Consider the following 22,549-nt stretch of genomic DNA (forward strand, 5'->3'; position numbering starts at 1 on the left):
CGATCGGCGCGTGGCCCCGCCGGCGTTTTAAGGCTCTCGGTTTGATCGGTTCAGCGTGGGGTGCCGTAGGGTTGTCGCGCTTGACCTGAAATCCCCCGCGGCTTCGTGACGTGTAATGAGATCGCGGGACAACCCCCCGAGGACTCATCCACGTGCACTCCGTCACCGCGATCGTCGTCGCTCACGACGGCGCCCGATGGCTCAAGGAGACGCTCGACGCGGTGCTCCGCCAGTCTCGGCCGCTCGACCGCGTCGCCGGCGTCGACAACGGCAGCCGTGACGGAAGCGGCCGGCTCCTCGCCGAGGCGTTCGGCCAGGGCAGCGTGCTGAGCCTGCCCCGCTCCGCGGGGTTCGGCGCGGCGGTCCACGAGGTCGTGCGACGCCTTCCGCGCGCCCAGGGGCAGGAGTGGCTCTGGCTGCTCCACGACGACTGCGCTCCGGACCCGCACGCGCTGAGCGCGCTGCTGCGGGCCGCCGACGAGAACCCCAAGGCCGCGATCCTCGGACCGAAGCTCCGTGACTGGCTCGACCGGCGCGTCCTGCTGGAGATCGGTGCCACCGTCGGCCGATCCGGGCGCAGGGACACCGGGCTCGAACCCCGCGAGTACGACCAGGGCCAGCACGACGGCCCCCACGGCGTGGTCGACGTCCTGTCCGTCTCGACCGCGGGCATGCTGATCCGCCGCGACGTGTGGGAGGAGCTGGCCGGGCTCGACCCGGTGCTGCCGCTCTTCCGCGACGACCTCGACCTGTGCTGGCGGGCCAGGATCGCTGGACACCGCGTGCTCAACGTGACCACCGCCGTCGCCTGGCACGCGGAGGCGGCGTCCCGGCGCCGCAGGCGGATCGCCGTCAGCGACGACCACCCCCGCCGCCTCGACCGGCGCAACGGCCTGTTCGTGATCATGGCGAACCTGCCGTTCCTGGCGCTGGTCCGCTCGATCTTCCGCAACATCGCCGGCTCACTGGCCCGCACGGTCCTTTTCCTCCTCGCCAAGCAGCCGGCCAACGCGCTGGACGAGCTCGCCGCGCTCGGCTCGGTCCTTGGCCGTCCCGGACGGCTCATCAAGGCCCGGCGGGCGCGGAAGAAAGGCAGGAAACAGGGATATCCCGCGGTCGCGCGGCTGTTCACCCCGCCCGGTGCCACCTGGCGGCGGCTGGCCGACATGGTCCAGCGGTACCTCGCGGGGGAGGGGCCGGTCGACTCGGCCGGGCGGCACCACGCCGCCGGCGCCGCCGAGGACGACGGCGACGAGCTGCTCACCGACTCCGGGCTGTTCCAGCGGATCACCTCCAGCCCCGGGGTGCTGCTCTTCCTCCTGCTCACCGGGATCACCGTGGCCGCCGCGTGGCCGCTGCTCACCGGCGGCGGGCTGCTCGGCGGAGGCGCGCTCGTCCCGGTCACCGGCGGCGCCTCCGACCTGTGGCGGCTCTACACCGAGAACCACCACGTCGCCGGACTCGGCTCGGACACCTGGGCCCCGCCGTACGTGGCGGTCATCGCGGCGCTGTCCACCCTCTTCTTCGGCAACACCGCGCTGGCCGTGTCCGTCCTGCTGCTCGGCTGCGTGCCCCTCGCCGGGCTCTCCGCGTACGTCGCGACCAGGCGGATGATCTCCTACACCCCGGCCCGGGTGTGGCTGGCCGCGACCTATGCCCTGCTGCCGGTGGCGACCGGCGTGATCGCGGCCGGCCGGGTCGGCACCGCGCTGATCCTCATCCTGATCCCGGGCTACGCCGCGCTCGCCACCCGGGTCGTCGCCGGGTCGCGCCGCGCCGCGTGGGGGTTCGGCCTGCTCCTCGCGGTCGGCGCCGCGTTCGATCCGCTCGTCTACGTCATGGTCGCCATCCTCGGCGGGCTCGCCGCCGTGTCCTTCGGCGGCATCCGGCGCGGTGCGGGCCTCTCCCTGGGGATCGGCCTCGGCACGCCGATCGTCCTGCTGTTCCCCTGGCTCGTCGAGATCGTCCGGGAGCCGCGCCGCATCCTGCTCGAATCGGGGCTGGCCGACCCCGCGCTCGCCGACCCGCGGGTGAGCGCGGAGGCCCTGCTCATGCTCAACCCCGGCGGGCCGGGGACGCCGCCCGTCTGGGTCACCGGCGGCCTGGTCGCGGTCGCCCTCGGCGCGCTGCTGCTGCGCCGCCACCAGACGGTCGTCGCGATCGGCTGGGGGGTCACGCTGTTCGGCGTGCTGCTCGCGGTCGTGGTGGGCAGGCTCGGCGAGTGGCCCGGTGTCCCGCTGGCGTTCGCCGCCACCGGCCTGCTCGTCGCCACCGCGCTCACCGCGCACCGGATCGCCGAGTTCCGCGCGGCGGGTGTAATGCGGCGGCTGGGCGCCCTGCTGATCGTCGTGGTGGCCTTCGCCACGCCGCTGGCCGCGGCCGGCCTGTGGATCGCGGGCGGGGCGGGCGGCCCGCTGCGCGGCGACCTGCGCGATCCCCTGCCGCCGCTCGCCGCCGCGTTCTCGCCGCGCGGCGAACGCACGCTGCTCATGCGCCCTGAGGGCGGCCGCCTGACGTACACGATCCTGCCGGGACGCGCGCCGCTGATCGGCGAGTCCGACCTCCGCTCGCCGGAGGCGGACACCGCCCGGGTCGGCGCGGCCGTCGCGGGCCTCGCCTCCGGCAGGGGCGGCGACGACGTGCGGACGCTCGCCGCCTACGGCATCCAGTTCGTCACCGCGCCCGGCCCCGTGGAGATCTCGCTGCAGCGAGCGCTCGACTCCGAGCCCGCGCTGGCGCGGATGAGCCTCTCGGAGGTGGGCGGGCTGTGGCGCGTGGTCGGCACGGTCACGGTGCCGCGCCCTCCGGCCGGGGGTGACGGATGGCACCGGACCTGGCTGTGGGCGCAGGCGGCCCTGGTCGCGCTCGTGCTGGTCCTGGCCTCGCCCGGCGCCCGTACGGCGGAGCAGTACGACGACTACGGCGACGCGCCGGAGCCGGCCCGGACCTCCCGGAGACGTCCGAGAAACCCCGAGGAGCGGGTGCCCGCATGAAGGGTCTGATCGAGAACCGCTTCGGCCTGCTCGCCCTGGTGCTGGTCGTGCTCGGAGCGCTGTACGGCGTGGCCTTCGTCAGCCGTCCCGCGCCCGTGCCGCCGAAGGCGGCCCAGAAGGTCAAGACGGCGGTGGAGTCGGTGTCCATGGTGTGCCCCGACCCCGGCGGCGGCCGGCTGAGCGTGATCACGCCCCCCGCCGATCAGGGAGCCGGGAACGGCGGGTCCGGCGCGGCCACGGTCGAGCAGATGAAGGGCGGCAAGCCGCTGGCCACGCTCGACAAGGTCGGCGCGCTGTGGCGGCGGGACGTCCCGCCGCGCACCCGGCCGGTCACGGTCGCCGGGATGGGCGCGGCGGCGGCGGGCCTGGAGGCCGCGCAGACCACCCGCGTCACCTCCGGGGCGCTGCGGGGGCTGTCCGGCGTGCGCTGCGTCGAGCCCGGAGCCGAGGCGTGGTTCATCGGGCCCGGCCCGGCCGCCGCCGACATCACCCTCCACCTGGCCAACTCCGACGAGGCCGCGGCCGACGTCGCCGTCATGATCTACGCGGGCGAGGGGCCGGTGCTCTCCGACCGCGGCAACGGCATGGTGATCAAGCCCGGCGAGTACCGCGAGGTCAAGCTGCGTGACCTCGCGCCGTCGCCGCTGGTGATGGCCGTGCAGGTGACCACCAGCGGCGGCCGGGTGGCCGCCGCGGTCCGGGCGTCCCTGGGAGAGGGCCGCGGGGTGGACTGGCTCCCCGCCGCCGCGCCGCCGTCCACCCGCGTGGTCGTGCCCGGCATCCCGGGCAGCGCGGGCCAGCGCGAGCTGTACGTCGCCACCCCCGGCGAGCAGGACGCCGTCGTCCAGGTGAAGGCGGTGCTGAAGGACGGCTCGTACGCGCTGAAGAACAAGGAGACCGTGGAGGTGCCGGCCGGCTCCACGACCACGCTCGACCTGACCACGGGCGTCGGAGGCCAGGCCGGCGCCCTGGTGCTGACCGCCGACCAGCCGATCGTGGCCGGGATGAGGATGACCGGTACGGGCTCGCGACAGGACGTCGCCTTCATCGCGGGCGCCGCGCCGATCGACCTCGGCAGCGTGGTCGCCGACGGCGGTCCGGGCGCGAAGTCCGCCAAGGCCGGCGGGCAGCAGTCCCGGCTGGTGCTGTCCGCGCCCTTCGGCGCCGCGACGGTGCGGATCCGGATCCTGCCGCAGAACGGCGCCCCGGCCGCGCCGGTCGAGGTGGCGCTGCCCGCCGCCCGGAGCAAGGAGATCAAACTCAAGCCGCCGGCGGGCTCGGGCTCCGGCTTCGCGGTCCACGTCATGCCGGTGGCCGGATCGGGCCCCGTGTACGGCGGACGAGTGCTGAGCGAGGACACCCCGGAAGGCGTGCTGCTCACCGTGCAGCCGCTGGCGCAGGCGCGGACCTGGGCGCTGGTGCCCGTCACCGCCGAGTGGCCGGGCGCGGTCCTGCCGTAGCAGGCGCGGGGTCAGTGCCGGTCGTCGTATCCGGGGTCGATCGTCTCCGGGGTGAGGCCGAGCAGGCTGGCGACCTGCTCCACGATGACGTCGCTCACCAGCGCCCCCAGCTGGTCGCGGTCGCGCGCCCTCGCCTCAAGGGGACGGCGGTAGACCACCACGACCGCGGGCTCCGATCCCGCCGCGGTCTCCGCCCGGCCGAAGGGGATCGGGTCGCTCTCCAGCCGCGCCGGGCCGTCGATCAGCTCGGCCGGCGGCGGCACCTCCTCCACCGCGAACTCCATCGTCGCGAGCTGCTTGCCCCACCGGGGCTTCAGCCGGTCCACCGCGTCGAGGACCAGGTCGTCGAAGCGTTCGCCGCGCGATTTCGCGATCGGGACGTGCGACGGCGCCAATGGTCCGCGCAGCCCGCGGCCGTGCCGGTCGCGCCGCCGCACCCGGCGCCGGGAATCTCCGCTTCGCTCGCTCACGCGGCCAGCTTAAAGGAGTGGCGGCGCGCCGTACCGAGGGTGAGGCGGTGTCCGGATTGTGGCGACACGCTCGTTAAGAGCGGCAGGGTGGTGGCAATGTGAACGCGGACCGGATACGGTCCCTCCGTGAGCCCCGTCCGCAGCTGTTCCCGTACCGCCTGCAGGCAGCCTGCCGTCTTCACACTCACGTATGTCTACGCCGACTCGACCGCGGTTCTCGGCCCCCTCGCGACGTACGTCGAGCCGCACTGCTACGACCTGTGCGCCGAGCACGCGGAACGGCTCACCGCCCCCCGGGGTTGGGAGGTCGTGCGGCTCCCGTCCGAGCCCGGAGCGCCGAGCGGCGACGATCTGGAAGCCCTCGCCAACGCGGTCCGCGAGGCCGCCCGGCCCGCGCCCGCCGCGGGCGAGCCCGTCGGTCAGGCCGTCGAGGTCGGCCGCCGCGGTCACCTGAGGGTGCTCAAGTCCGCCCAGCCCAACCGGGAGCGGTGACGACCGACCGGCCGCCGACGGATCACGCGCGCCGTGTCGGTGGCGCCTTGTAGGCTCGGGCGCGGCAAATCCAACGATGGGGGGCTGCGGTGGGCGACCTCACCAAGATCTTCAAGGCGTACGACGTGCGCGGCGTCGTACCGGGCGAGTTCGACGAGCGGATCGCGGAGGCGGTCGGGGCGGCCTTCGCCGAGGTGACACAGGCACGTTCCCTCGTGATCGCGCACGACATGCGCGCGTCGTCCGGCCCGCTGGCCGCCGCCTTCGCGCGCGGCGCGACCTCGCGCGGGGCCGACGTGGTGAACGCCGGGCTCGGCTCCACCGACATGCTCTACTACGCCAGCGGCAGTCTCGGGCTGCCCGGCGTGATGTTCACCGCCAGCCACAACCCCGCCCGCTACAACGGCATGAAGATGTGCCGCGCGGGAGCGGTGCCGATCGGCAGCGCGACCGGTCTCGGCGAGATCCGCGACCGCGCCGCCGAGCTGCTGGAGTCGGGCCTCGGCGGCACGCCCGGCGCGGGCACGGTCACCGAGCGGGACGTGCTCGCGGGGTACGCCGCGCACCTCAAGACGCTCGTCGACCTCTCCGGCGTCCGGCCGCTCAAGGTCGTGGTCGACGCGGGCAACGGCATGGGCGGATACACCGTGCCCGAGGTGTTCGCCGGCCTGCCCGTGGAGCTGACCCCGCTCTACTTCGAGCTCGACGGCAGCTTCCCCAACCACGAGGCCAACCCGCTCGAACCGGCGAACCTGGTGGACCTGCAGAAGGCCGTCGTCGAGCAGGGCGCCGACGTCGGCATCGCCTTCGACGGCGACGCCGACCGGTGCTGGGTGATCGACGAGCGCGGCGAGTCCGTTTCCCCGTCCGCGATCACCGCGCTGGTCGCGACACGCGAGCTGGCCCGGCACCCGGGCGCCACGATCATCCACAACCTGATCACCTCCAAGGGCGTGCCCGAGATCGTGCGTGAGCACGGGGGCGTCCCGGTCCGCACCCGCGTCGGCCACTCCTTCATCAAGGCGGAGATGGCCCACACCGGCGCCGTCTTCGGCGGCGAGCACTCCGCGCACTACTACTTCCGTGACTTCTGGTTCGCCGACTCCGGGATGCTCGCGGCGCTGCACGTGCTCGCCGCGCTCGGCGGTCAGGAGCGGCCGTTGTCGGAGCTGCTCGGGCGATACTCCCGCTACGCCGCGTCCGGCGAGATCAACAGCGAGGTCGCCGACCAGGCCGCCGCCCTGGAGACCGTGCGCTGGGCCTTCACGGGTCGTGAGGGTGTTACCTTCGACGAGTTGGACGGCCTTACGGTGGACGGCCGCGACTGGTGGTTCAATCTGCGCCCGTCCAACACCGAGCCGCTGCTGCGCCTGAACGCCGAGGCGGCCGACGAGGAGAAGATGGCGGCCGTGCGGGACGAGGTCCTCGCCGCCCTAAGGAGCTGACAGATTTGAAGATCGACGACTGGCTGCTGGACGTCCTCGCCTGCCCGGCGTGCAAGTCCCCGCTGCGGCCGTGCGCGGACGCCGACGAGCTGGCGTGCACCTCCGAGTCGTGCGGGCTCGTGTATCCCGTGCGCGACGACATCCCCGTCCTGCTCGTGGACGAGGCGCGTAAGGCATGACGCTCTCGGGCGGGGCGTCCGTCCCCCGGTTCGACCCGAGCAGGCTTGACGACCAGGCGTGCCTTGCGGACGGCGATCCGTCCGGCATGCTCCGCACCGTGGCGTCCTCGGCCGCCCAGATCCGCGCCGCGTACCGCGCCGCGGTGGAGACGGGGGCGGCCCGGGTGGCCGGGCAGGGCAGGCCGCGCGCCCTGGTGGTGGCGGGCGTCGGCGCCGCGGGGATCGCGGGCGACGTCCTGAACGCGGTCTGCGGGCCGGGCGCGCCCGTGCCGGTCGTGACCGTCCGGGGCTACCGCCTGCCCGGCTGGATCGGCGCGGCCGACCTGGTCATGGTGCTGTCGTTCACCGGGCGGGGCGACGAGGCGCTCGCGCTCGGGGCCGAGGCGGTGCGCCGGGGGTGCTCGCTGCTCGCGGCGGGCCCGGCGGACACCCCGCTCAGCGCGCTCGCCGCGCAGGCCGGGGCGCCCTTCGTGCCGATCTCGTCGGTGGCGGGCCAGCCCCAGGCGACCATGTGGGGCCTCGCGGTGCCGCTGCTGGTCGCCGCGTCCGCGCTCGGTCTGACCGACGCGGACGAGCCGGTCTTCGAGGCGGCGGCGCAGCGCCTTGAGGACATCGCGCACCGGTGCCGGCCGGCGAGCGACTCCTTCATCAACCCCGGCAAGACCCTCGCCATGGAGCTCGCCGACGGCATCCCCATGATCTGGGGCACCGCGCCGATCGCCGCCGTGGCCGCGCACCGGCTGGCGGCGCAGCTCGCCGAGCAGGCCGGCTGTCCCGCCGTCTGGGGCGCGCTGCCCGAGGCCGCGCACGACCAGGCGGGCGTCCTCGACGGACCCCTTGCCGCCCGGGACATCTTCGAGGACTTCGGCGACGACGAGGCGTCCGGCCCCCGGGCACGGGTGCGGCTGTTCCTGCTGCGCGACGCCGACGAGCACCCGCAGGTGGCCGAGTGCCGCCAGACGTCCCTGCGGCTCGCGCAGGACCGTGGCGTACCGGTCTCGGAGATCGCGTCCGAGGGTGCGCACCCGTTCGAGCGGCTGGCCGCGCTGGTCGGCCTGGGCGATTTCGCCGCTGTCTACCTCGCTCTCGGCTACGGCCTCGACCCCGCGCCGATGTCGGTCATCGCTGAGCTTCGGGCCAGGGTTTCCCAATAGGATCCCTCTGGTCGATTCGTGAGGAGTGTTCTGTGAGCGCGGGTGGCGGTACCAAGGCGATCATCGCGGCGCTGAGCGCCAACCTGGCGATCGCGGTTGCGAAGTTCGTGGCGTTCCTCTTCACGGGGTCGTCCTCCATGCTCGCCGAATCGGTGCACTCGGTGGCCGACTCGGGCAACCAGGCGCTGCTCCTGATCGGCGGCAGGCGGGCGGAGCGGGCGCGCACCCGCAGGCACCCGTTCGGCTTCGGGCGCGAGCGCTATTTCTACGCCTTCGTGGTGGCGGTCGTGCTGTTCACGGTCGGCGCTCTGTTCTCCATCTACGAGGGATGGCACAAGATCTCCGACCCGCACCCGGTGGAGGCGCCCCAGTGGGCCTTCGGGGTGCTGATCTTCGCGATCATCGCCGAGGGCTTCTCGTTCCGCACCGCCATCAAAGAGTCGCGCCCCCTCAAGGGCGACCACTCGTGGTTCTCGTTCATCCGCCGGGCGAAGGCCCCCGAGCTGCCCGTCGTCCTGCTTGAGGACTTCGGCGCGCTGCTCGGCCTGCTCTTCGCGCTGTTCGGTGTGGCGATGGCCGTCGTGACCGGCGACGGGATCTGGGACGGCATCGGCACGCTGATGATCGGCCTGCTGCTCGCGGCGATCGCGGTCATCCTCGCTGTGGAGACGAAGTCGTTGCTGATCGGCGAGAGCGCCGCCCCGGAGGTCGAGGAGCGCATCTGCGCGGCGCTCGAAGGCGCTCCGGAGGTCACCCGGGTCATCCACATGCGGACGCTGCACCTCGGCCCCGAGGAACTGCTGGTCGCGGCCAAGATCGCGGTCGAGCACGACGACACGGCGGCGCAGGTCGCCCAGGGGATCGACGAGGCGGAGCGGCGCATCCGCGAGGCCGTGCCGATCGCCCGGGTCATCTACCTGGAGCCCGACCTCTACCGCTCAAGCAACGCGCCGGTGAGCTGAGCCCGCCGCTCATTCCCGAGCCCCGCCCGTCCCCGCCCTGACCAGGCCCGTCTCGTACGCGTGGACGACCGCCTGGGTGCGGTCGCGCAGGCCCAGCTTGGCCAGCAGGCGCGCCACGTGTGTCTTCACGGTGTGCTCGGACACCACCAGCTCGGCGGCGATCTCGGCGTTCGACATGCCGCGGGCGATCAGCGTCAGCACGTCCGTCTCCCTGGGCGTCAGCGGCGTGCCGTCCGGTGCTCGAGGGGCCCTGCGGTGCCGCTGCGCGAACTCGGCGATCAGCCGCCGCGTCACCTTCGGCGCGAGCAGGGCGTCGCCCCTGGCGACGATCCGCACCGCCTCCACAAGCGAGGCGGCCGTCACGTCCTTGAGCAGGAACCCGGCGGCGCCCGCCGCGAGCGCGTCGTAGACGTAGTCGTCCAGGTCGAACGTCGTGATCATGATGGGCCGGGTGGGGAGGTCGGCGACGATCCGCCGGACCGCCTCGATGCCGTCCATCTCGGGCATCCGGATGTCCATCAGCGCGACGTCCGGCCGTACGGCGTGGGCGAGCCGTACGGCCTGCGCCCCGTCGGCGGCGGTCCCGGCCACGGTGAGGTCCGGCTGGGCGTCGAGGATGGCGGCGAACGCGCGCCGCACCACGGGCTGGTCGTCGGCGACGATGACGCTGGTCATCGTCGCGGTTGCGGAGTCGGTCATTCGGTCGGGAGCCCCGCGCGGACGAGGAAGCCGCCGTTCGGGCCGCGCTCGGCGCTGAACCAGCCGCCCAGCGCGAGGGCGCGCTCCCGCATCCCGATCAGGCCGTGCCCGCCGGAGGCGTCCGAGGCGGGGCCGTGCCCGCCCGAGGCGTCCGAGGCGGGGCCGGGGCCGTCGTCGGCCACCCGGATGGACAGGAGGTTCGGCTGATAGGCCAGCTCGACGGACACCCGCGCGCCGGGGGCGTGGGCGCGGGCGTTGGCCAGGCACTCCTGGACGATGCGGTAGGCCGACACGTCCACCGCCTGCGGCAGCGGTCGCTCCTCGCCGACGATGTCGAGGTCCACGTCGCCGCCGTGTCCCTCGATGAGCTCGTGTACTCGCTCCAGCCCCGGTTGTGGAGCGAGTACGGTCTCCGCGCCGCTGTCGGCCCGCAGCACGCCGAGCAGCCTGCGCATCTCGCCCAGCGTCTCCCGCGCCGACGTGGCGATCTCGGCGAACTCGGTCCGGACCGGATCGGGGAGGTCCTTGAGCGTGTACGGCGCCGCCTCCGCCCGGACCGCGATCAGCGAGATCGAGTGGGCCACCACGTCGTGCATCTCGCGGGCGATCCTGGCCCGCTCGCCCATGGCGGCCTGCTCGCGCAGTGCCTCCACATTGTCGGCCCGGGCCTGCCGCACCTCGGTTCGGCTGCGCCGTACGTCGGCGAGGAACGCCGCCGCGGCCAGCGCCGCCGCGGCCAGCATGAAAGGTGTAGCTCTAAGCGGCACCTGGGCGACGACCATTTGCCACGTAAGGGTGGAGGGCGTCGCGAAGGGGAAGCGGTACCAGAAACCAAGAAGGATGGGGAGGACGATCGCGACACCGCAGAGGAGCCAGGAGGTCCCCCGGCGCACCTGACGGAAGACCGTGTAGGCGGACAGCAGCCCCGACGCGTAGACAGGGGCCGACAGGCCGAAGATGTTGCCGCCTCCGAGGTACACCAGGCCGAGCGCTCCGAGGGCGGTCAGGGCCACGACGACGAGGGGCATCCGACGGCGCAGGATGTGCGGCAGGGTGGCGAGCCCGGCCGCGAGCACCTGGAGGGTGTTGAGGTAGCCGAGGAACGCCCCGAGCCGGTCCAGCGCGAGGAGGAAGAGGCCGACACCGATGACGATGTCGAGGAGAGGGGACTCGATGATCCTCCGGAGATCGAGATCCGCCACCTGCCGCTCAACCTTGTCGAGCTTCGCCGTGTGATTCATGACGGGAATTGTGGCGGATGTCCGGATATGGCGTCGTCACTCTTTCGAGTGAACTCATCCACTGAGTCATCGGCCAGGTCAGCGGTTTCTGAGCAGGCGCAGGGCCTTCTCCTTCTCGAAGTCCAGCGCCCGGCGCGGGGCCTGGATGCGGCCGATCCGCACGCCCAGGTCCCGTACGGCCTGGGCGACCGCGGGCTCGGACAGCGCCCGGAGGGCGAAGGCCAGTTCGGCGGGGGAGACGTCGAAACGGCGCTCCAGCTCCAGGGCCTGGCCGACGGCCCCCAGTTCCTCCGGGCCGAACCTGCGGTGCGCGCCCTGGTCGCGGATGGGCGGCAGCAGCCCCAGCGCCTCCCTGTACCGCAGCATGCGAGGCGACATGCCGAGCCGCTTGGCCGCCTCTGTGATCCGCATCGGGCTCCCCGCTCCGTTCCCCGTTCCCCCGGCGACGCCCCGTCGCGTGACGTCCCCGTGGCAACGGTAGACACCGCGACGGCCCTTTGGCAGCCCCGAAGGCGTGAACCTTACATTCTTGTGTCAGGTTCGGACCTCTCGGCGTGCGTCGTGCCGCGCGGGACGCCTAAACTCGCAGGCGACTGATACGGAGGGACACACATGGACTTCAAGGTCGCCGACCTTTCACTTGCGGAGTTCGGCCGCAAGGAGATCCGACTCGCTGAGCACGAGATGCCCGGACTGATGGCGACCCGCAGGGAGTACGCCGCCGCGCAGCCGCTCAAGGGCGCGAAGATCATGGGCTCGCTGCACATGACGATCCAGACCGCCGTGCTCATCGAGACGCTGGTCGCGCTCGGCGCCGACGTCCGCTGGGTGAGCTGCAACATCTTCTCGACGCAGGACCACGCCGCCGCCGCGGTCGTCGTCGGCCCCGAGGGCACGGTCGACAGCCCCTCCGGCGTGCCGGTCTTCGCCTGGAAGGGCGAGACCCTGGAGGAGTACTGGTGGTGCACCGAGCAGGCGCTCATGTGGCCCGACGGCTCCGGCCCGAACATGATCCTCGACGACGGCGGCGACGCCACGCTCCTCGTCCATAAGGGCGCCGAGTTCGAAGAGACCGGTGTCGTGCCGGTCGCCGATGAGAACGACCCCGAGGAGTGGGGCGTCATCCTCGAGACGCTGCGCCGTACGGTCTCCGACGACAAGCGGTGGACCCGGATCGCCGAGGACATCAAGGGCGTCACCGAGGAGACCACCACCGGCGTGCACCGCCTGTACGAGATGCACAAGGCGGGCCGGCTCCTCTTCCCGGCGATCAACGTCAACGACTCCGTCACCAAGTCGAAGTTCGACAACAAGTACGGCTGCCGCCACTCGGTCATCGACGGCCTCAACCGCGCCACCGACGTGCTGATCGGCGGCAAGGTGGCCGTGGTCTGCGGCTACGGCGACGTGGGTAAGGGCTGCGCCGACGCGCTGCGCGGCCAGGGTGCCCGCGTGATCGTCACCGAGATCGACCCGATCTGCGCCCTGCAGGCGGCGATGGACGGCTTCCAGGTGACCACGCTGGAGGACGTCGTCGGCATCGCGGACATCTTCGTCACGACGACCGGCAACTTCGGCATCATCACCGCCGAGCACATGTCGCAGATGAAGCACCAGGCGATCGTGTCCAACATCGGCCACTTCGACAACGAGATCGACATGGCCGGGCTGACCCGCATCCCGGGCATCGAGCGGAACAACATCAAGCCGCAGGTCGACGAGTGGATCTTCCCCGACGGCCACTCCATCCTCGTGCTGGCCGAGGGCCGCCTGATGAACCTGGGCTGTGCGACGGGCCACCCGTCCTTCGTGATGTCGAACTCCTTCACCAACCAGGTGATCGCCCAGATCGAGCTGTTCACCAAGACCGAGCAGTACCCGGTCGGCGTCTACGTGCTGCCCAAGCACCTGGACGAGAAGGTGGCCCGGCTGCACCTCGACGCGCTCGGCGTCAAGCTGACCACGCTGACCAAGAAGCAGGCGGAGTACATCGGCGTCGACGTCGAGGGGCCGTACAAGCCGGACCACTACCGCTACTGATCGAGCAATCCGGCCGGACCCGGGCGGGACGACCGGCGGGCGGGGACGACGATGACGGCGCGCGAGCTGACCGACCTGATCGAGGCGGGCGAGCGGCGCATCGGGTGGGCGCGGCGGTCGATGCCGGTGCTCACCGCGATCGCCGCGCGCTTCGCCGACGAGCGGCCGCTGGACGGCCTGCGCGTCGCCGCCTGCCTGCACGTGACGGCGGAGACCGCCGTTCTGATGGGCGCGCTCCGGGCGGGCGGCGCGGAGATCGCGCTGGCCGCCTCCAACCCGCTGTCCACGCAGGACGACGTCGCCGCCGCCCTCGGCGCGTACGGCATCGCCGTACGCGCCCGGGCCGGGGTGGACATGGAGACGTACTACCGGCACATCCACCAGGCGCTGGACGTCTCCCCGGACATCGTGCTCGACGACGGGGGCGACCTGGTCAACATTCTGCACACCGAGCGCACGGAGCTCGCCGTGCGCGGTGGCTGTGAGGCGACCACGACCGGGATCATCCGGCTGCGCCAGATGGCCGCCGAGGGGGCGCTGGAATTCCCCGTCGTCGCGGTCAACGACACCCGCACCAAGCGGATGTTCGACAACCGGTACGGCACCGGCCAGTCCACCCTCGACGGCATCATGCGGGCCACGAACGCGCTGCTCGCCGGGCGGACCGTCGTCGTCGCCGGGTTCGGGTTCTGCGGGCGCGGCGTGGCCGAGCGGGCCAAGGGGCTCGGCGCGCGGGTGGTCGTGACCGAGATCGACCCGGTGAAGGCGCTCGACGCGGCGCTCCAGGGCTACGAGGTGCTCCCGATGGGGCGGGCCGTGCGGGTGGGCGACGTGTTCGTCACCGTCACCGGCAACCGCGACGTCATCCGGGGCGAGCACCTGTCGGTGATGAAGGACGGCGTCATCCTGGCCAACGCGGGCCACTTCGACGTCGAGATCGACGTTCGCGCCCTGGAGGGGCTGGCCGCGTCGGTGAACTACGGGGTGCGCCCCAACGTGGACGAGTACGTCCTGGCGGACGGCAAACGGCTCCTCCTGCTCGCCGAGGGCCGCCTCGTCAACCTGACCGCTGCCGAGGGGCACCCGGCCGCCGTCATGGACATGTCGTTCTCCGCCGAGGCCCTCACCATCGCCTGGCTCGCCGGTGAGGCGGATCGGCTGCCGCCCGGCGTGTACGACGTGCCCGCCGACATCGACGCCGAGGTGGCCAGGCTCAAGCTCGCGGCGACCGGCATCGCGATCGACGAGCTGACCGCCGAGCAGGAGGACTACCTGCACTCCTGGCGCGCCGGCTCCTGAGCACGGGCGGCGTCCGGGCGGTGCTTCCTGGCGGTTGAGTCGGGTGGAGACGGCCGGCCGCCTCTGTCCCTATGCGGCCGGCCGCCTCCACCCTGCCCCCTTGCGGCATGCCCTTGTCGCCCGCAGATCGTCACATGTGCCCCGTTGTGCGGCTTTTACACCTCAATTTGGCGGGACGAATCCCCCCGGAGTGGGGCCGGCGGGATCCGAAGGAGGCGGCGGGTTCACGGGAGCCGGCGCGCCGCCCTGGGGAGCGCCGCCGTGTGTGCCGCCGTGAGGAGCGCCCCCGTAGGGAGCCCCGTCATACGGTGACCCGCTGTACGGAGCCCCGTCGTATGGGGACCCGCCATTGGGAGACCCGCCATAGGGAGACCCGTAGGAGGCACCGCCGTACGGGGATCCGGGCGCGCCCGCGTACGGGGCTCCGCCGTACGCGGCTCCGAAGGGCGGCGCGGCGGCCCTGACCTGGGCGAGGCGCAGTTCCTCGCGGCGGCGTCGCTCCGCCAGGACGGCGGCGAGATAGGTGTGCGGCGGCAGGCCGGGCGGCGGCGGGGGAGCCACCACGGCGGACACCTGGCCCGCGATCCGGACGCCCATCTGGTGCCGTATGTCCGGGCCGAGCTGGTGCCACCGGCTCAGGTACTGCCGGGCCGTGTCGGCCAGCTCACCGGTGAGCTGCGACAACTGCAGCGAGGCGGCCCACGGCGCGAGCCCCGGCGGCATCTCCGGCGGCGGCTCCTGGCGCGGCCCGCGCTCGGAGATGACGATCGTGCCCGCGAAGACGTCTCCCAGCCGCTTGCCCCGCTGGTTGACCAGCGACGTGATGAGCGCGGGCGCGCCGAAGAACATCCAGAACTCCAGGAAGCCCGCGAGCCCCCGGAACAGCGCCTGCCGGAACCGTTCGGGCCCGCCGTCGTCGCCGACCACGCGCAGGCCCATCGCCAGCTTGCCGAGGCTGCGCCCCCTGCTCGCGGTCTCGAAGGCGACGGGGTAGCCCACCAGCACGAGCACCGTCACCAGGATCATCAGCCCCGTCGCCAGCGCCATGTCTGTGACCACAGACGCGCTGCCCAGCAGGATGTACATCAGGATGAGGGCGGCCCACTGGACGACCCAGTCGATGAGGAGCGCGACGCCCCGGGTGGGGAGCTGCGCGATCCGCACCTCGACGACGACGGCCTCGCCGGTCACAACATCGGCCACATACCGCACCCTACTGGGGCATTAGCGATCGATAGAGTGCCCACCGTGGACATCGATGCGTTCGTCGCGGCCCATCGGCCCGCCTGGGACCGGCTGGAGGACCTGGTACGGCGCCGCCGCCACCTCGCCGGGGCCGAGGTGGACGAGCTCGTCGAGCTGTACCAGCGGGTCGCGACCCACCTGTCCGTCGTCCGTTCGGCCTCGACCGACGCCGTCCTGGTCGGCCGCCTCTCCTCGCTGGTGGCGCGGGCCCGCTCGGCCGTGACCGGGGCACACACGCCCGCCTGGCGGGAGGCGGTCCGGTTCTTCACCGTCTCGTTCCCCGTCGTCGCCTACCGCGCCCGGCGCTGGTGGCTCGGCGCCACCCTCGCCTCGCTCGTGGTCGCGTACGTGATGGGCGCCTGGGTGGTGGGCAACCCGGACGTGCAGGCGGCCGTCGGCACCCCCGAGGAGATCAGGCAGCTGGTCGAGCACGACTTCGCCGACTACTACTCGGAGAACCCGGCCGCCTCGTTCGCGGGACAGGTGTGGATCAACAACGCCTGGGTGTCGGCGCAGGTCATCATCTCGGCCGTCCTCCTCGGGCTGCCGATCCCGTACATCCTGTGGCAGAACGCCGCGAACGTGGGCCTCACCGGCGGGTTGATGACGGCGCATGACAAGGCGGACGTGTTCTGGGGGCTGATCCTCCCGCACGGCCTGCTTGAGCTGACCGCGGTGTTCCTCGCCGCCGGGGTGGGCTTGCGGCTCGGCTGGACGGTCATCGACCCGGGGCCGCGACGGCGGGGCGAGGCACTGGCGGAGCAGGGGCGGGCGGTGATGAGCGTCGCCCTCGGCCTCGTCGTCGTCCTGCTCATCTCCGGGCTGATCGAGGCGGGCGTCACGCCGTCCGGGCTGCCGACCTGGGCGCGGATCGGCATCGGCGTGCTGGCCGAGGTCCTCTTCCTGGCCTACGTGGTCGTGTTCGGCCGCCGGGCCGCCCGCGCGGGTGAGACCGGCGACATCGAACGCGCCCCCGACCTCGCCCCCACCGCCTAAGGGCGCCCCGAGCCCGCGCGAGCACCATCAATCGTTACGGCGCCCAATCACACACCCGCGAGGGGCGCGGCGGTGTCTGGACTGAGGAACGAGCGGGCTGAGGGACGAGGCCCCGAGTGACGAGGGAAGACATCGACTGAGGGCGCCCCGAGCCCGCCGAGCGAAGCGAGGCCAAAATCACAGGCGGCCGGCTGCCTTCAGTGCCAGGTAGGCGTCGGCGAGCGCCGGGGCGAGCTCCTCCGGCGGGGCGTCCACCACCTCGACCCCCTGCCCGCGCAGCCGGGCGGTGATCCAGCGCCGTTCGCCGCGCAGCCGCTCGGCCGCCGCCGCGTCGTAGACCAGCTCCGCCGTACCCCGGCCGGAGGCCATGTCCGCCACCCGCGGGTCGGCGACCGCCGCGACCAACACCGTGTGGCGGGACGACAACCGCGGCAGGACCGGCAGCAGGCCCTCCTCCATCGCGGCGGCGTTCAGGTCGGTCAGCAGCACCACCAGGCAGCGGCGCTTCGCCCTGGCCAGCACGGCGGAGATCATCCCCGGCGCGTCGGCCTCCACCAGCTCGGCCTCGATCGGGGCCATCGCGTTGACCAGCGACGACAGCAGGTCGCTTTGGGACGCTCCGGACAGCCAGGCGCGCACCGTGCGGTCATGGGCGAGGAAGTCGACCCGGTCGCCCGCCCGGGCCGCGAGGGCGGCGAGCAGCAGCGCGGCGTCCATCGACCAGTCGAGCCGGGGCCAGCCGGACGGCTGCCCGGGGTGGGGCGCCACGCCGACGCGTCCGGCCGACGTGCGGCCGGTGTCCAGGACGATCAGCACCCGCCGGTCGCGTTCCGGCCGCCACGTGCGCACCACGACGTCGCTGCGCCGGGCGGTGGCCCGCCAGTCGATCGACCGTACGTCGTCGCCGACCACGTACTCGCGGAGCGAGTCGAACTCGGTGCCCTGGCCCCGGACGAGCGCCGGGTGGCGGCCGTCCAGCTCCCGCAGCCGGGCCAGCTTGCCGGGGAGGTGCTTGCGGCTGAGGAACGGCGGCAGCACCCGCACCGACCACGGGACCAGGTGCGACCCCTGGCGGGCGGCCAGGCCCAGCGGGCCGACCGACCGTACGGTGACCGTGACCGCCTCACGGTCGCCCCTGCGCGTCGGCGTCAGCGTGGTGACCAGGCGGCGGCGCTGCCCAGCGGGGACGTCCAGCTTCAGGTGGCGCGGCGCCGCCCCCGCCGACGGATGCCACGCGTCGCGCACCACGCCCCTGACGCGGCGGCGGCCGGGGTTCTCCACGACCAGTCCGACCGTTACCGACTCGCCGAGCCGTACCAGCCGCTCGCCGTCGCGGTGGAGGCGCAGCCCGCGTACGCCGCCGGCGAGCAGCAGGTCGACCACCACGAGTACGGCGAGCAGCAGCGCGAGCCCCAGCACGGCCACGGGCGGGGCGGGCGCCACCAGCACCACGAGCGCGCCCAGCGCCGCGAGCAGGCCCGCCCGTCCGGTCAGCGCCACCGCCTCGTCCCTCCGTTCACCGATCGGCGCGTCATCAGCGTCATCGGCGTCATCAGCGGGGGACGGGGACGCCGGCGAGGATGCCGTCCAGGACGCCGTCCGGGGTCGCGCCCTCCAGTTCGGCCTCGGGACGGAGCTGGACGCGGTGCCGCAGCGCGGGCCGGGCGAGCGCCTTCACGTCGTCCGGCGTCACGTACGAGCGGCCGGACAGCCAGGCCCAGGCACGGGAGGCGGCCAGCAACGCCGTCGCGCCGCGCGGGGACACCCCGAGCTGCAGCGAGGGAGAGTTCCGGGTGGCGCGGGCCAGATCGACGATGTAGCCGAGCACCTCCGCGCCCACGTGGACCTGCTTGACCGCCTCCCGGCCCGCGTCCAGGTCGGCCGCGGACGCGACGGCGACGACCGAGGAGAGGTCGCGCGGGTCGAAGCCGAGCGCGTGCCGCTCCAGCACGGCGATCTCCTGCTCGCGCGGCGGCAGCGGCACGGTCAGCTTGAGCAGGAACCGGTCGAGCTGGGCCTCGGGAAGCTGGTAGGTGCCCTCGTACTCGATCGGGTTCTGCGTCGCCACGACGATGAACGGGTCGGGCAGCTTGCGGGCCGCGCCGTCCACGCTGACCTGGCGCTCCTCCATCGCTTCGAGGAGGGCGGCCTGGGTCTTCGGCGGGGTCCGGTTGACCTCGTCGGCGAGCAGCAGGTTGGTGAAGACGGGCCCCTCGCGGAACTCGAACTCCGCTGTCCTGGCGTCGTACACGAGCGAGCCGGTCACGTCGCCGGGCATCAGGTCGGGCGTGAACTGCACCCGCTTGAAGTCCAGCGAGAGCGTCGCGGCGAGTGTGCGGACCAGCAGCGTCTTGGCCACGCCGGGGACGCCTTCGAGCAGCACGTGCCCCCGGCACAGCAGCGCGACCACCAGCCCGGTGACGACCGAGTCCTGCCCCACCACCGCCTTGGCGACCTCGGCGCGCAACGTGGCGAGCGTCTCGCGGGCCGCGTCCGCCCCCGGGGAGCCGGGTGTAGATGTGGTCAAGAGTCTCGTACCTGCCTTTCGAGTGTGTCGAGCTGTCCGGCCAGGGTCACCAGGGCGCCGTCGTCCGCGGGCGCCGGCCCGTACAGCGCGGAGCGCACCTCGGGCGCCTCCCGCCCGGTCCGTACGGTGGTCGCGGCGACGATCTCCTCGGGTGAGGCCGTCGGGGGCAGCCCCAGGCGGGGGGCCATCCGGTCGATCGCGGCGGCGCGCAGCGCCTGGGCGGCCCGGTCCCTGGCCCGCCTCGCCCGGTAGAGGCGACCGCGCCCCTCCACGGTTTCGGACGCGCGGACGACCACCGGCAGCCGTTCGGCGACGACGGGACCGAGGCGGCGTCCCCGCCACACGGCGACCACGGCCACCGCGACGGCCAGTTGCAGCATCGCCCACGGGACGGCGTCCGGGATGAGCTCGCCCAGCGTTTTGCCTTCGCCGGTGCCGGTTACGCCGGTCGCCGGCTTCTCGGGGGCGGTGAGCCAGATCAGCCGGGGCTTGGCTCCGGTCAGGTTCAGCGCGAGCGCGGCGTTGCCGTCCTCGGCGAGGCGCATGTTCGTCATGAACGCGCTGTCGCCGATCACGGTGACCGTCGCGCCGTCCACGGTGTGCCGTACGAGCGTCGGCCGCCCCGCCGCCGGATAGCAGCCGATGGCGCCTGCGGGGGCCACGAACGAAACGCCGCCGACGAAGGCGCTGCCCGCGCGGGTCGCCTCGGGGAGCGCGCACCCCGGCTCACGGGACCTGGACCGGACGTCCTTGCCGGTGAGCACGCCCTTGGCCAGGATGTCGAGGTGCGTCTGGGGGCCCGCGATCAGCCGGTCCCCGCCGGACGCGGCGATCACCCGCGCGTCGTCCGCGCTGAGCGCGACGGTGTCGCCGATGAGGAGCTGGCTGTCCGGGCCCGCGCTCGCGGCCATCGCGGAGACGCTCTCCACCCGCTCGACGGACACGCCGTGCCGCCGGAGCAGCTGCGCGAGAGCCTTGCCGCCCTGGAGCGAGGAGTCGGCCGGATCGAGCGGGCGGTCGCCCGTGCCCGGCGACGACAGCAGCACGGGGACCACCGCGGTCACGAGCACCAGCAACGCGATCACGAGCACGCCGCGCCCGCCTCGCCACATGCTCCCGGCCGTCGGAGAGGTGGAGACCGACGTCGGCGGGGTCGCGGCGCTCACGCGTCCGCCCCCAGGCTCACCCGGGCCGCCGCGAGGCGCCCGTCCAGCTCGGCCACGCCCGCGTAACCTTCCCGGCTGCCCGGGGCCTCGCCGTACGTGACGTCGTCGAAGAGCCGCGCGGCGGCGGTCAGCGCGGCGGCGTGGGCGGGCAACACTCGTCCGGCGTCCGCGGCCAGCTCGGCGGCGGTACGGCCCGGCATGGGGCTGAGAACGGCCCGCTCCTCCAGGTCGCGGGCGATCGCCCGGAGCCGCTCCCTGATCGCCTCGGCCCAGCTCCCGGCGGCCGCCAGCCGTTCGGCCTCGGCTCGGTGCTCGGCGGCCGTGCGCACGGCGCCGCCGAGGAGGCCCTCCTCCACGGCCCGGCGGGACCGGGACACGCGGCGCAGCGACCACACCAGAAGCGCCGCCAGCAGGACGAGCGCCACGACGATGACGATCAGCGCGACCACGCCCCCGGCCCGCCCTCCGGGCGCGCTGTCGAACAGGTCGCCGAGGAGCTGCGTCAGGTGCCGCCACAACCGGTCGACCAGGGACTCCTGCTGGTATCCCGAGCGCAGCAACTCCTTCGCGGCCTCCTGCCCGGCCTCGTCACGGCCGAGGTCCAGCGGGGGACCGGGCGCCCGGGGGAGCCGCGGGCCGAGCGCCGCCAGGGCGGCGGCCGGCGCGGATGCGGGCAGGGTCACAGCCGGGGACCGCCCGGAGGCGCGCCGTACCCGCCCCACCCGTCCTGGCCCGGGCCGGTGCCGTACGGGGGACCGTACGCGGAGGCCCCGGCGCCGGCCGCGGCGGCGTTGGACGGGTCCCACAGGTCGTCCACGGAGGAATGGACCCAGCCCTGCGTCTGGTTCTGCGCCGCGGCCGAGCGCAGCACGAGGTCGAACGCCTCCACCCGCATCCGCCGGTCGGCGTACAGCAGGCCGTTCACGCCGGCCTGGAAGGGATAGGTGATCATCGCGCTCAGTGTGCTGCCGAGGGCGGTGAGGATGGTGACCACCACGGCTATCCCCGCCGACGAGCCGCCCATCAGGCCGACCATCGTGCCGGCGAGCGAGAACGGGAAGGACAGGAGGGAGCCGATGAGCCCGGCGAGCAGGCCGGTCAGCAGCACGATGCCGAAGATCCGCCACGAGTCGCCCTTGACCAGCTGCCACGAGCGGCGCATCGCGTCCACCGGGCCGCGTCCCTCCAGCACCACCGCCGGTGCCGACAGCGCGAACTTGGTGCTGAAGAACAGCGCGTACACGGCGTAGGCGGCGAGGCACAGGATGAGGAGGCCGACCAGGCCGACGATGCTGCCGGAGGAGTCTTCCAGGGCTCCGGACGTGAACAGCCCGATGAACAGGCCGAAGATGAGCAACGCGGGCAGGATCAGGATCAGGCCTTCGAGCGCCACGAGCCCGAACAGCGCGGGGAGCCGCCGCCTGGTCAGCCGCCAGGCCTCGCCGACGGTGATCTTCCCGCCGAACACCGCCCGGCCGAGCACCCGGGTCATGATGCCGGTCAGGATCGTGGTGGCCACGAACGTCAGCGCCATCGAGATCAGCGTGCCGAGGGCCTGCGCGGCCAGCCCGCCCAGCGCGTCGGCCGTCCCGAACGCCTCGGGGTCGGCGAGCAGCTCCGACGTGGAGCGCACGTAGATCGCCTGCCCGGCCGACACCGGGAGCGTGGTGATCGCCGCCACGATCGCCGACAGGCCGAGGGTGGCCTTCGGGTGTGACCGCACCATCTTGATCGTGCCGTCGAGGATGTCGCCGAGGGCCAGCGGCCGCAGCGGGACGATCCCCGGCCGCGGTGCCTGCGGCGGCGGCCGGAACCCCTGCGGGCCCGGGCCGTACGCGCCGTAGGAGCCGTATGGGCCGTACGCGCCGGGCTGTCCGCCGTACTGGGGCTGTCCGCCGTAGGGGGACTGCCCGTACGGCTGGCCCTGCGGCGGCGGGGGCGGAGGCGGCGGCGTCTCGCCCGGCCCGCCCGGGGAGGCCCAGGAGGATCCCTGGTGCCCCCAGTAGGCCGGAGGCTGGTCGGGCGCCCAACCGGGCGGCACATCGGGGGCGGGGCCGTCGTGGTCAGGGCCGTCTGTCATGTCCCAATCCTGGCATGATGTACGACCTCGTGGCAGGGAGAGGCGGCGCGGGAAAGCCCGATCCCGCCCGCGTGAACGCCACTTCCATGATCGAAATAGCG

General features: G+C 73.4%; 20 protein-coding genes. 10 read left to right on the plus strand and 10 right to left on the minus strand.

Annotation, left to right across the window (positions count from 1 at the left end):
- Window positions 1-152 precede the first annotated feature (152 nt).
- Window positions 153-2,993, plus strand: a complete 2,841-nt coding sequence (locus ACQP1V_RS08080) for a glycosyltransferase (RefSeq protein WP_433420438.1) — start codon at window positions 153-155, stop codon at window positions 2,991-2,993.
- On the plus strand, window positions 2,990-4,453 hold the full coding sequence (locus tag ACQP1V_RS08085) for a DUF5719 family protein (protein WP_433420440.1): 1,464 nt from the start codon (window positions 2,990-2,992) through the stop codon (window positions 4,451-4,453). Before ACQP1V_RS08080 ends, ACQP1V_RS08085 begins: the two co-directional genes overlap by 4 nt.
- Before the next feature lie 11 nt (window positions 4,454-4,464).
- Here ACQP1V_RS08085 and ACQP1V_RS08090 read toward each other — a convergent pair whose 3' ends face one another.
- A complete protein-coding gene (locus ACQP1V_RS08090; RefSeq protein ID WP_387408476.1) occupies window positions 4,465-4,923 on the minus strand; it encodes a metallopeptidase family protein in 459 nt (152 codons plus the stop codon).
- Between the two features lie 126 nt (window positions 4,924-5,049).
- Between ACQP1V_RS08090 and ACQP1V_RS08095 the strand changes: the two genes are divergently transcribed.
- The 5 genes from ACQP1V_RS08095 (at window position 5,050) to ACQP1V_RS08115 (ending at window position 9,155) form a co-directional block, all read left to right on the plus strand.
- The gene (locus ACQP1V_RS08095) at window positions 5,050-5,415 is read left to right on the plus strand and encodes a DUF3499 domain-containing protein (protein WP_066933011.1); all 366 of its coding nucleotides are present in this window, start codon (window positions 5,050-5,052) and stop codon (window positions 5,413-5,415) included.
- An 89-nt stretch (window positions 5,416-5,504) separates the two neighbouring features.
- Window positions 5,505-6,860 (plus strand): phosphomannomutase/phosphoglucomutase, encoded by a 1,356-nt coding sequence (locus ACQP1V_RS08100; protein WP_433420442.1) that lies wholly within the window; start codon window positions 5,505-5,507, stop codon window positions 6,858-6,860.
- A gap of 5 nt (window positions 6,861-6,865) precedes the next feature.
- Window positions 6,866-7,039: a Trm112 family protein gene (locus tag ACQP1V_RS08105; RefSeq protein ID WP_084258702.1), complete on the plus strand. Its 174-nt coding sequence runs from the start codon at window positions 6,866-6,868 to the stop codon at window positions 7,037-7,039.
- Window positions 7,036-8,193 (plus strand): SIS domain-containing protein, encoded by a 1,158-nt coding sequence (locus ACQP1V_RS08110; protein ID WP_433420444.1) that lies wholly within the window; start codon window positions 7,036-7,038, stop codon window positions 8,191-8,193. Before ACQP1V_RS08105 ends, ACQP1V_RS08110 begins: the two co-directional genes overlap by 4 nt.
- Window positions 8,194-8,225: 32 nt before the next feature.
- Entirely contained in the window at window positions 8,226-9,155 is a 930-nt protein-coding gene (locus ACQP1V_RS08115) for a cation diffusion facilitator family transporter (RefSeq protein WP_433420446.1), read from the plus strand.
- A 9-nt stretch (window positions 9,156-9,164) separates the two neighbouring features.
- On the opposite strand, the gene ACQP1V_RS08120 is transcribed toward ACQP1V_RS08115, so the two are convergent.
- The 3 genes from ACQP1V_RS08120 to ACQP1V_RS08130 form a co-directional block, all read right to left on the minus strand.
- On the minus strand, window positions 9,165-9,830 hold the full coding sequence (locus ACQP1V_RS08120) for a response regulator transcription factor (protein ID WP_433425779.1): 666 nt from the start codon (window positions 9,828-9,830) through the stop codon (window positions 9,165-9,167).
- 20 nt (window positions 9,831-9,850) lie between these two features.
- The gene (locus ACQP1V_RS08125; protein WP_433420449.1) at window positions 9,851-11,095 is read right to left on the minus strand and encodes a histidine kinase; all 1,245 of its coding nucleotides are present in this window, start codon (window positions 11,093-11,095) and stop codon (window positions 9,851-9,853) included.
- Between the two features lie 78 nt (window positions 11,096-11,173).
- Window positions 11,174-11,506, minus strand: coding sequence for a MerR family transcriptional regulator (locus tag ACQP1V_RS08130; protein ID WP_387408482.1), 333 nt, complete (start codon window positions 11,504-11,506; stop codon window positions 11,174-11,176).
- Between the two features lie 201 nt (window positions 11,507-11,707).
- On the opposite strand from ACQP1V_RS08130, the gene ahcY reads away from it, so the two are divergent.
- A complete protein-coding gene (ahcY, locus tag ACQP1V_RS08135) occupies window positions 11,708-13,135 on the plus strand; it encodes an adenosylhomocysteinase (protein ID WP_433223084.1) in 1,428 nt (475 codons plus the stop codon).
- A gap of 51 nt (window positions 13,136-13,186) precedes the next feature.
- Complete coding sequence (locus ACQP1V_RS08140; RefSeq protein ID WP_067129346.1) at window positions 13,187-14,434, plus strand: adenosylhomocysteinase; 1,248 nt, start codon at window positions 13,187-13,189, stop codon at window positions 14,432-14,434.
- Window positions 14,435-14,596: 162 nt separating this feature from the next.
- Here ACQP1V_RS08140 and ACQP1V_RS08145 read toward each other — a convergent pair whose 3' ends face one another.
- A complete protein-coding gene (locus ACQP1V_RS08145) occupies window positions 14,597-15,637 on the minus strand; it encodes an RDD family protein (protein ID WP_433420451.1) in 1,041 nt (346 codons plus the stop codon).
- Window positions 15,638-15,682: 45 nt separating this feature from the next.
- On the opposite strand from ACQP1V_RS08145, the gene ACQP1V_RS08150 reads away from it, so the two are divergent.
- Entirely contained in the window at window positions 15,683-16,675 is a 993-nt protein-coding gene (locus ACQP1V_RS08150) for a stage II sporulation protein M (protein WP_433420453.1), read from the plus strand.
- Between the two features lie 177 nt (window positions 16,676-16,852).
- Here the strand turns inward: ACQP1V_RS08150 and ACQP1V_RS08155 are convergent, their stop codons facing one another.
- From ACQP1V_RS08155 to ACQP1V_RS08175, 5 genes are read right to left on the minus strand one after another with little or no spacing between them, the layout of a single operon-like run.
- Complete coding sequence (locus tag ACQP1V_RS08155; RefSeq protein ID WP_433420455.1) at window positions 16,853-18,175, minus strand: DUF58 domain-containing protein; 1,323 nt, start codon at window positions 18,173-18,175, stop codon at window positions 16,853-16,855.
- A gap of 52 nt (window positions 18,176-18,227) precedes the next feature.
- On the minus strand, window positions 18,228-19,202 hold the full coding sequence (locus tag ACQP1V_RS08160) for an AAA family ATPase (RefSeq protein WP_067129337.1): 975 nt from the start codon (window positions 19,200-19,202) through the stop codon (window positions 18,228-18,230).
- A complete protein-coding gene (locus ACQP1V_RS08165; RefSeq protein ID WP_433420458.1) occupies window positions 19,199-20,368 on the minus strand; it encodes a DUF4350 domain-containing protein in 1,170 nt (389 codons plus the stop codon). Before ACQP1V_RS08165 ends, ACQP1V_RS08160 begins: the two co-directional genes overlap by 4 nt.
- Window positions 20,365-21,051, minus strand: coding sequence for a DUF4129 domain-containing protein (locus tag ACQP1V_RS08170; protein WP_433420460.1), 687 nt, complete (start codon window positions 21,049-21,051; stop codon window positions 20,365-20,367). Before ACQP1V_RS08170 ends, ACQP1V_RS08165 begins: the two co-directional genes overlap by 4 nt.
- On the minus strand, window positions 21,048-22,448 hold the full coding sequence (locus tag ACQP1V_RS08175; RefSeq protein WP_433420462.1) for a glycerophosphoryl diester phosphodiesterase membrane domain-containing protein: 1,401 nt from the start codon (window positions 22,446-22,448) through the stop codon (window positions 21,048-21,050). Before ACQP1V_RS08175 ends, ACQP1V_RS08170 begins: the two co-directional genes overlap by 4 nt.
- Window positions 22,449-22,549: the final 101 nt, after the last annotated feature.

Source organism: Microtetraspora malaysiensis (assembly GCF_050947145.1).
Taxonomy (GTDB): Bacteria; Actinomycetota; Actinomycetes; order Streptosporangiales; family Streptosporangiaceae; genus Microtetraspora_A; species Microtetraspora_A malaysiensis.

Excerpts from the sequence above, each read along its gene's own strand:
- ACQP1V_RS08085 (WP_433420440.1), top strand. The coding sequence starts at position 2,990 with ATGAAGGGTCTGATCGAGAACCGCTTCGGCCTGCTCGCCCTGGTGCTG.
- ACQP1V_RS08110 (WP_433420444.1), top strand. The coding sequence starts at position 7,036 with ATGACGCTCTCGGGCGGGGCGTCCGTCCCCCGGTTCGACCCGAGCAGG.
- ACQP1V_RS08120 (WP_433425779.1), bottom strand. The coding sequence starts at position 9,830 with ATGACCAGCGTCATCGTCGCCGACGACCAGCCCGTGGTGCGGCGCGCG.
- ACQP1V_RS08125 (WP_433420449.1), bottom strand. The coding sequence starts at position 11,095 with ATGAATCACACGGCGAAGCTCGACAAGGTTGAGCGGCAGGTGGCGGAT.
- ACQP1V_RS08130 (WP_387408482.1), bottom strand. The coding sequence starts at position 11,506 with ATGCGGATCACAGAGGCGGCCAAGCGGCTCGGCATGTCGCCTCGCATG.
- ahcY (WP_433223084.1), top strand. The coding sequence starts at position 11,708 with ATGGACTTCAAGGTCGCCGACCTTTCACTTGCGGAGTTCGGCCGCAAG.
- ACQP1V_RS08140 (WP_067129346.1), top strand. The coding sequence starts at position 13,187 with ATGACGGCGCGCGAGCTGACCGACCTGATCGAGGCGGGCGAGCGGCGC.
- ACQP1V_RS08175 (WP_433420462.1), bottom strand. The coding sequence starts at position 22,448 with ATGACAGACGGCCCTGACCACGACGGCCCCGCCCCCGATGTGCCGCCC.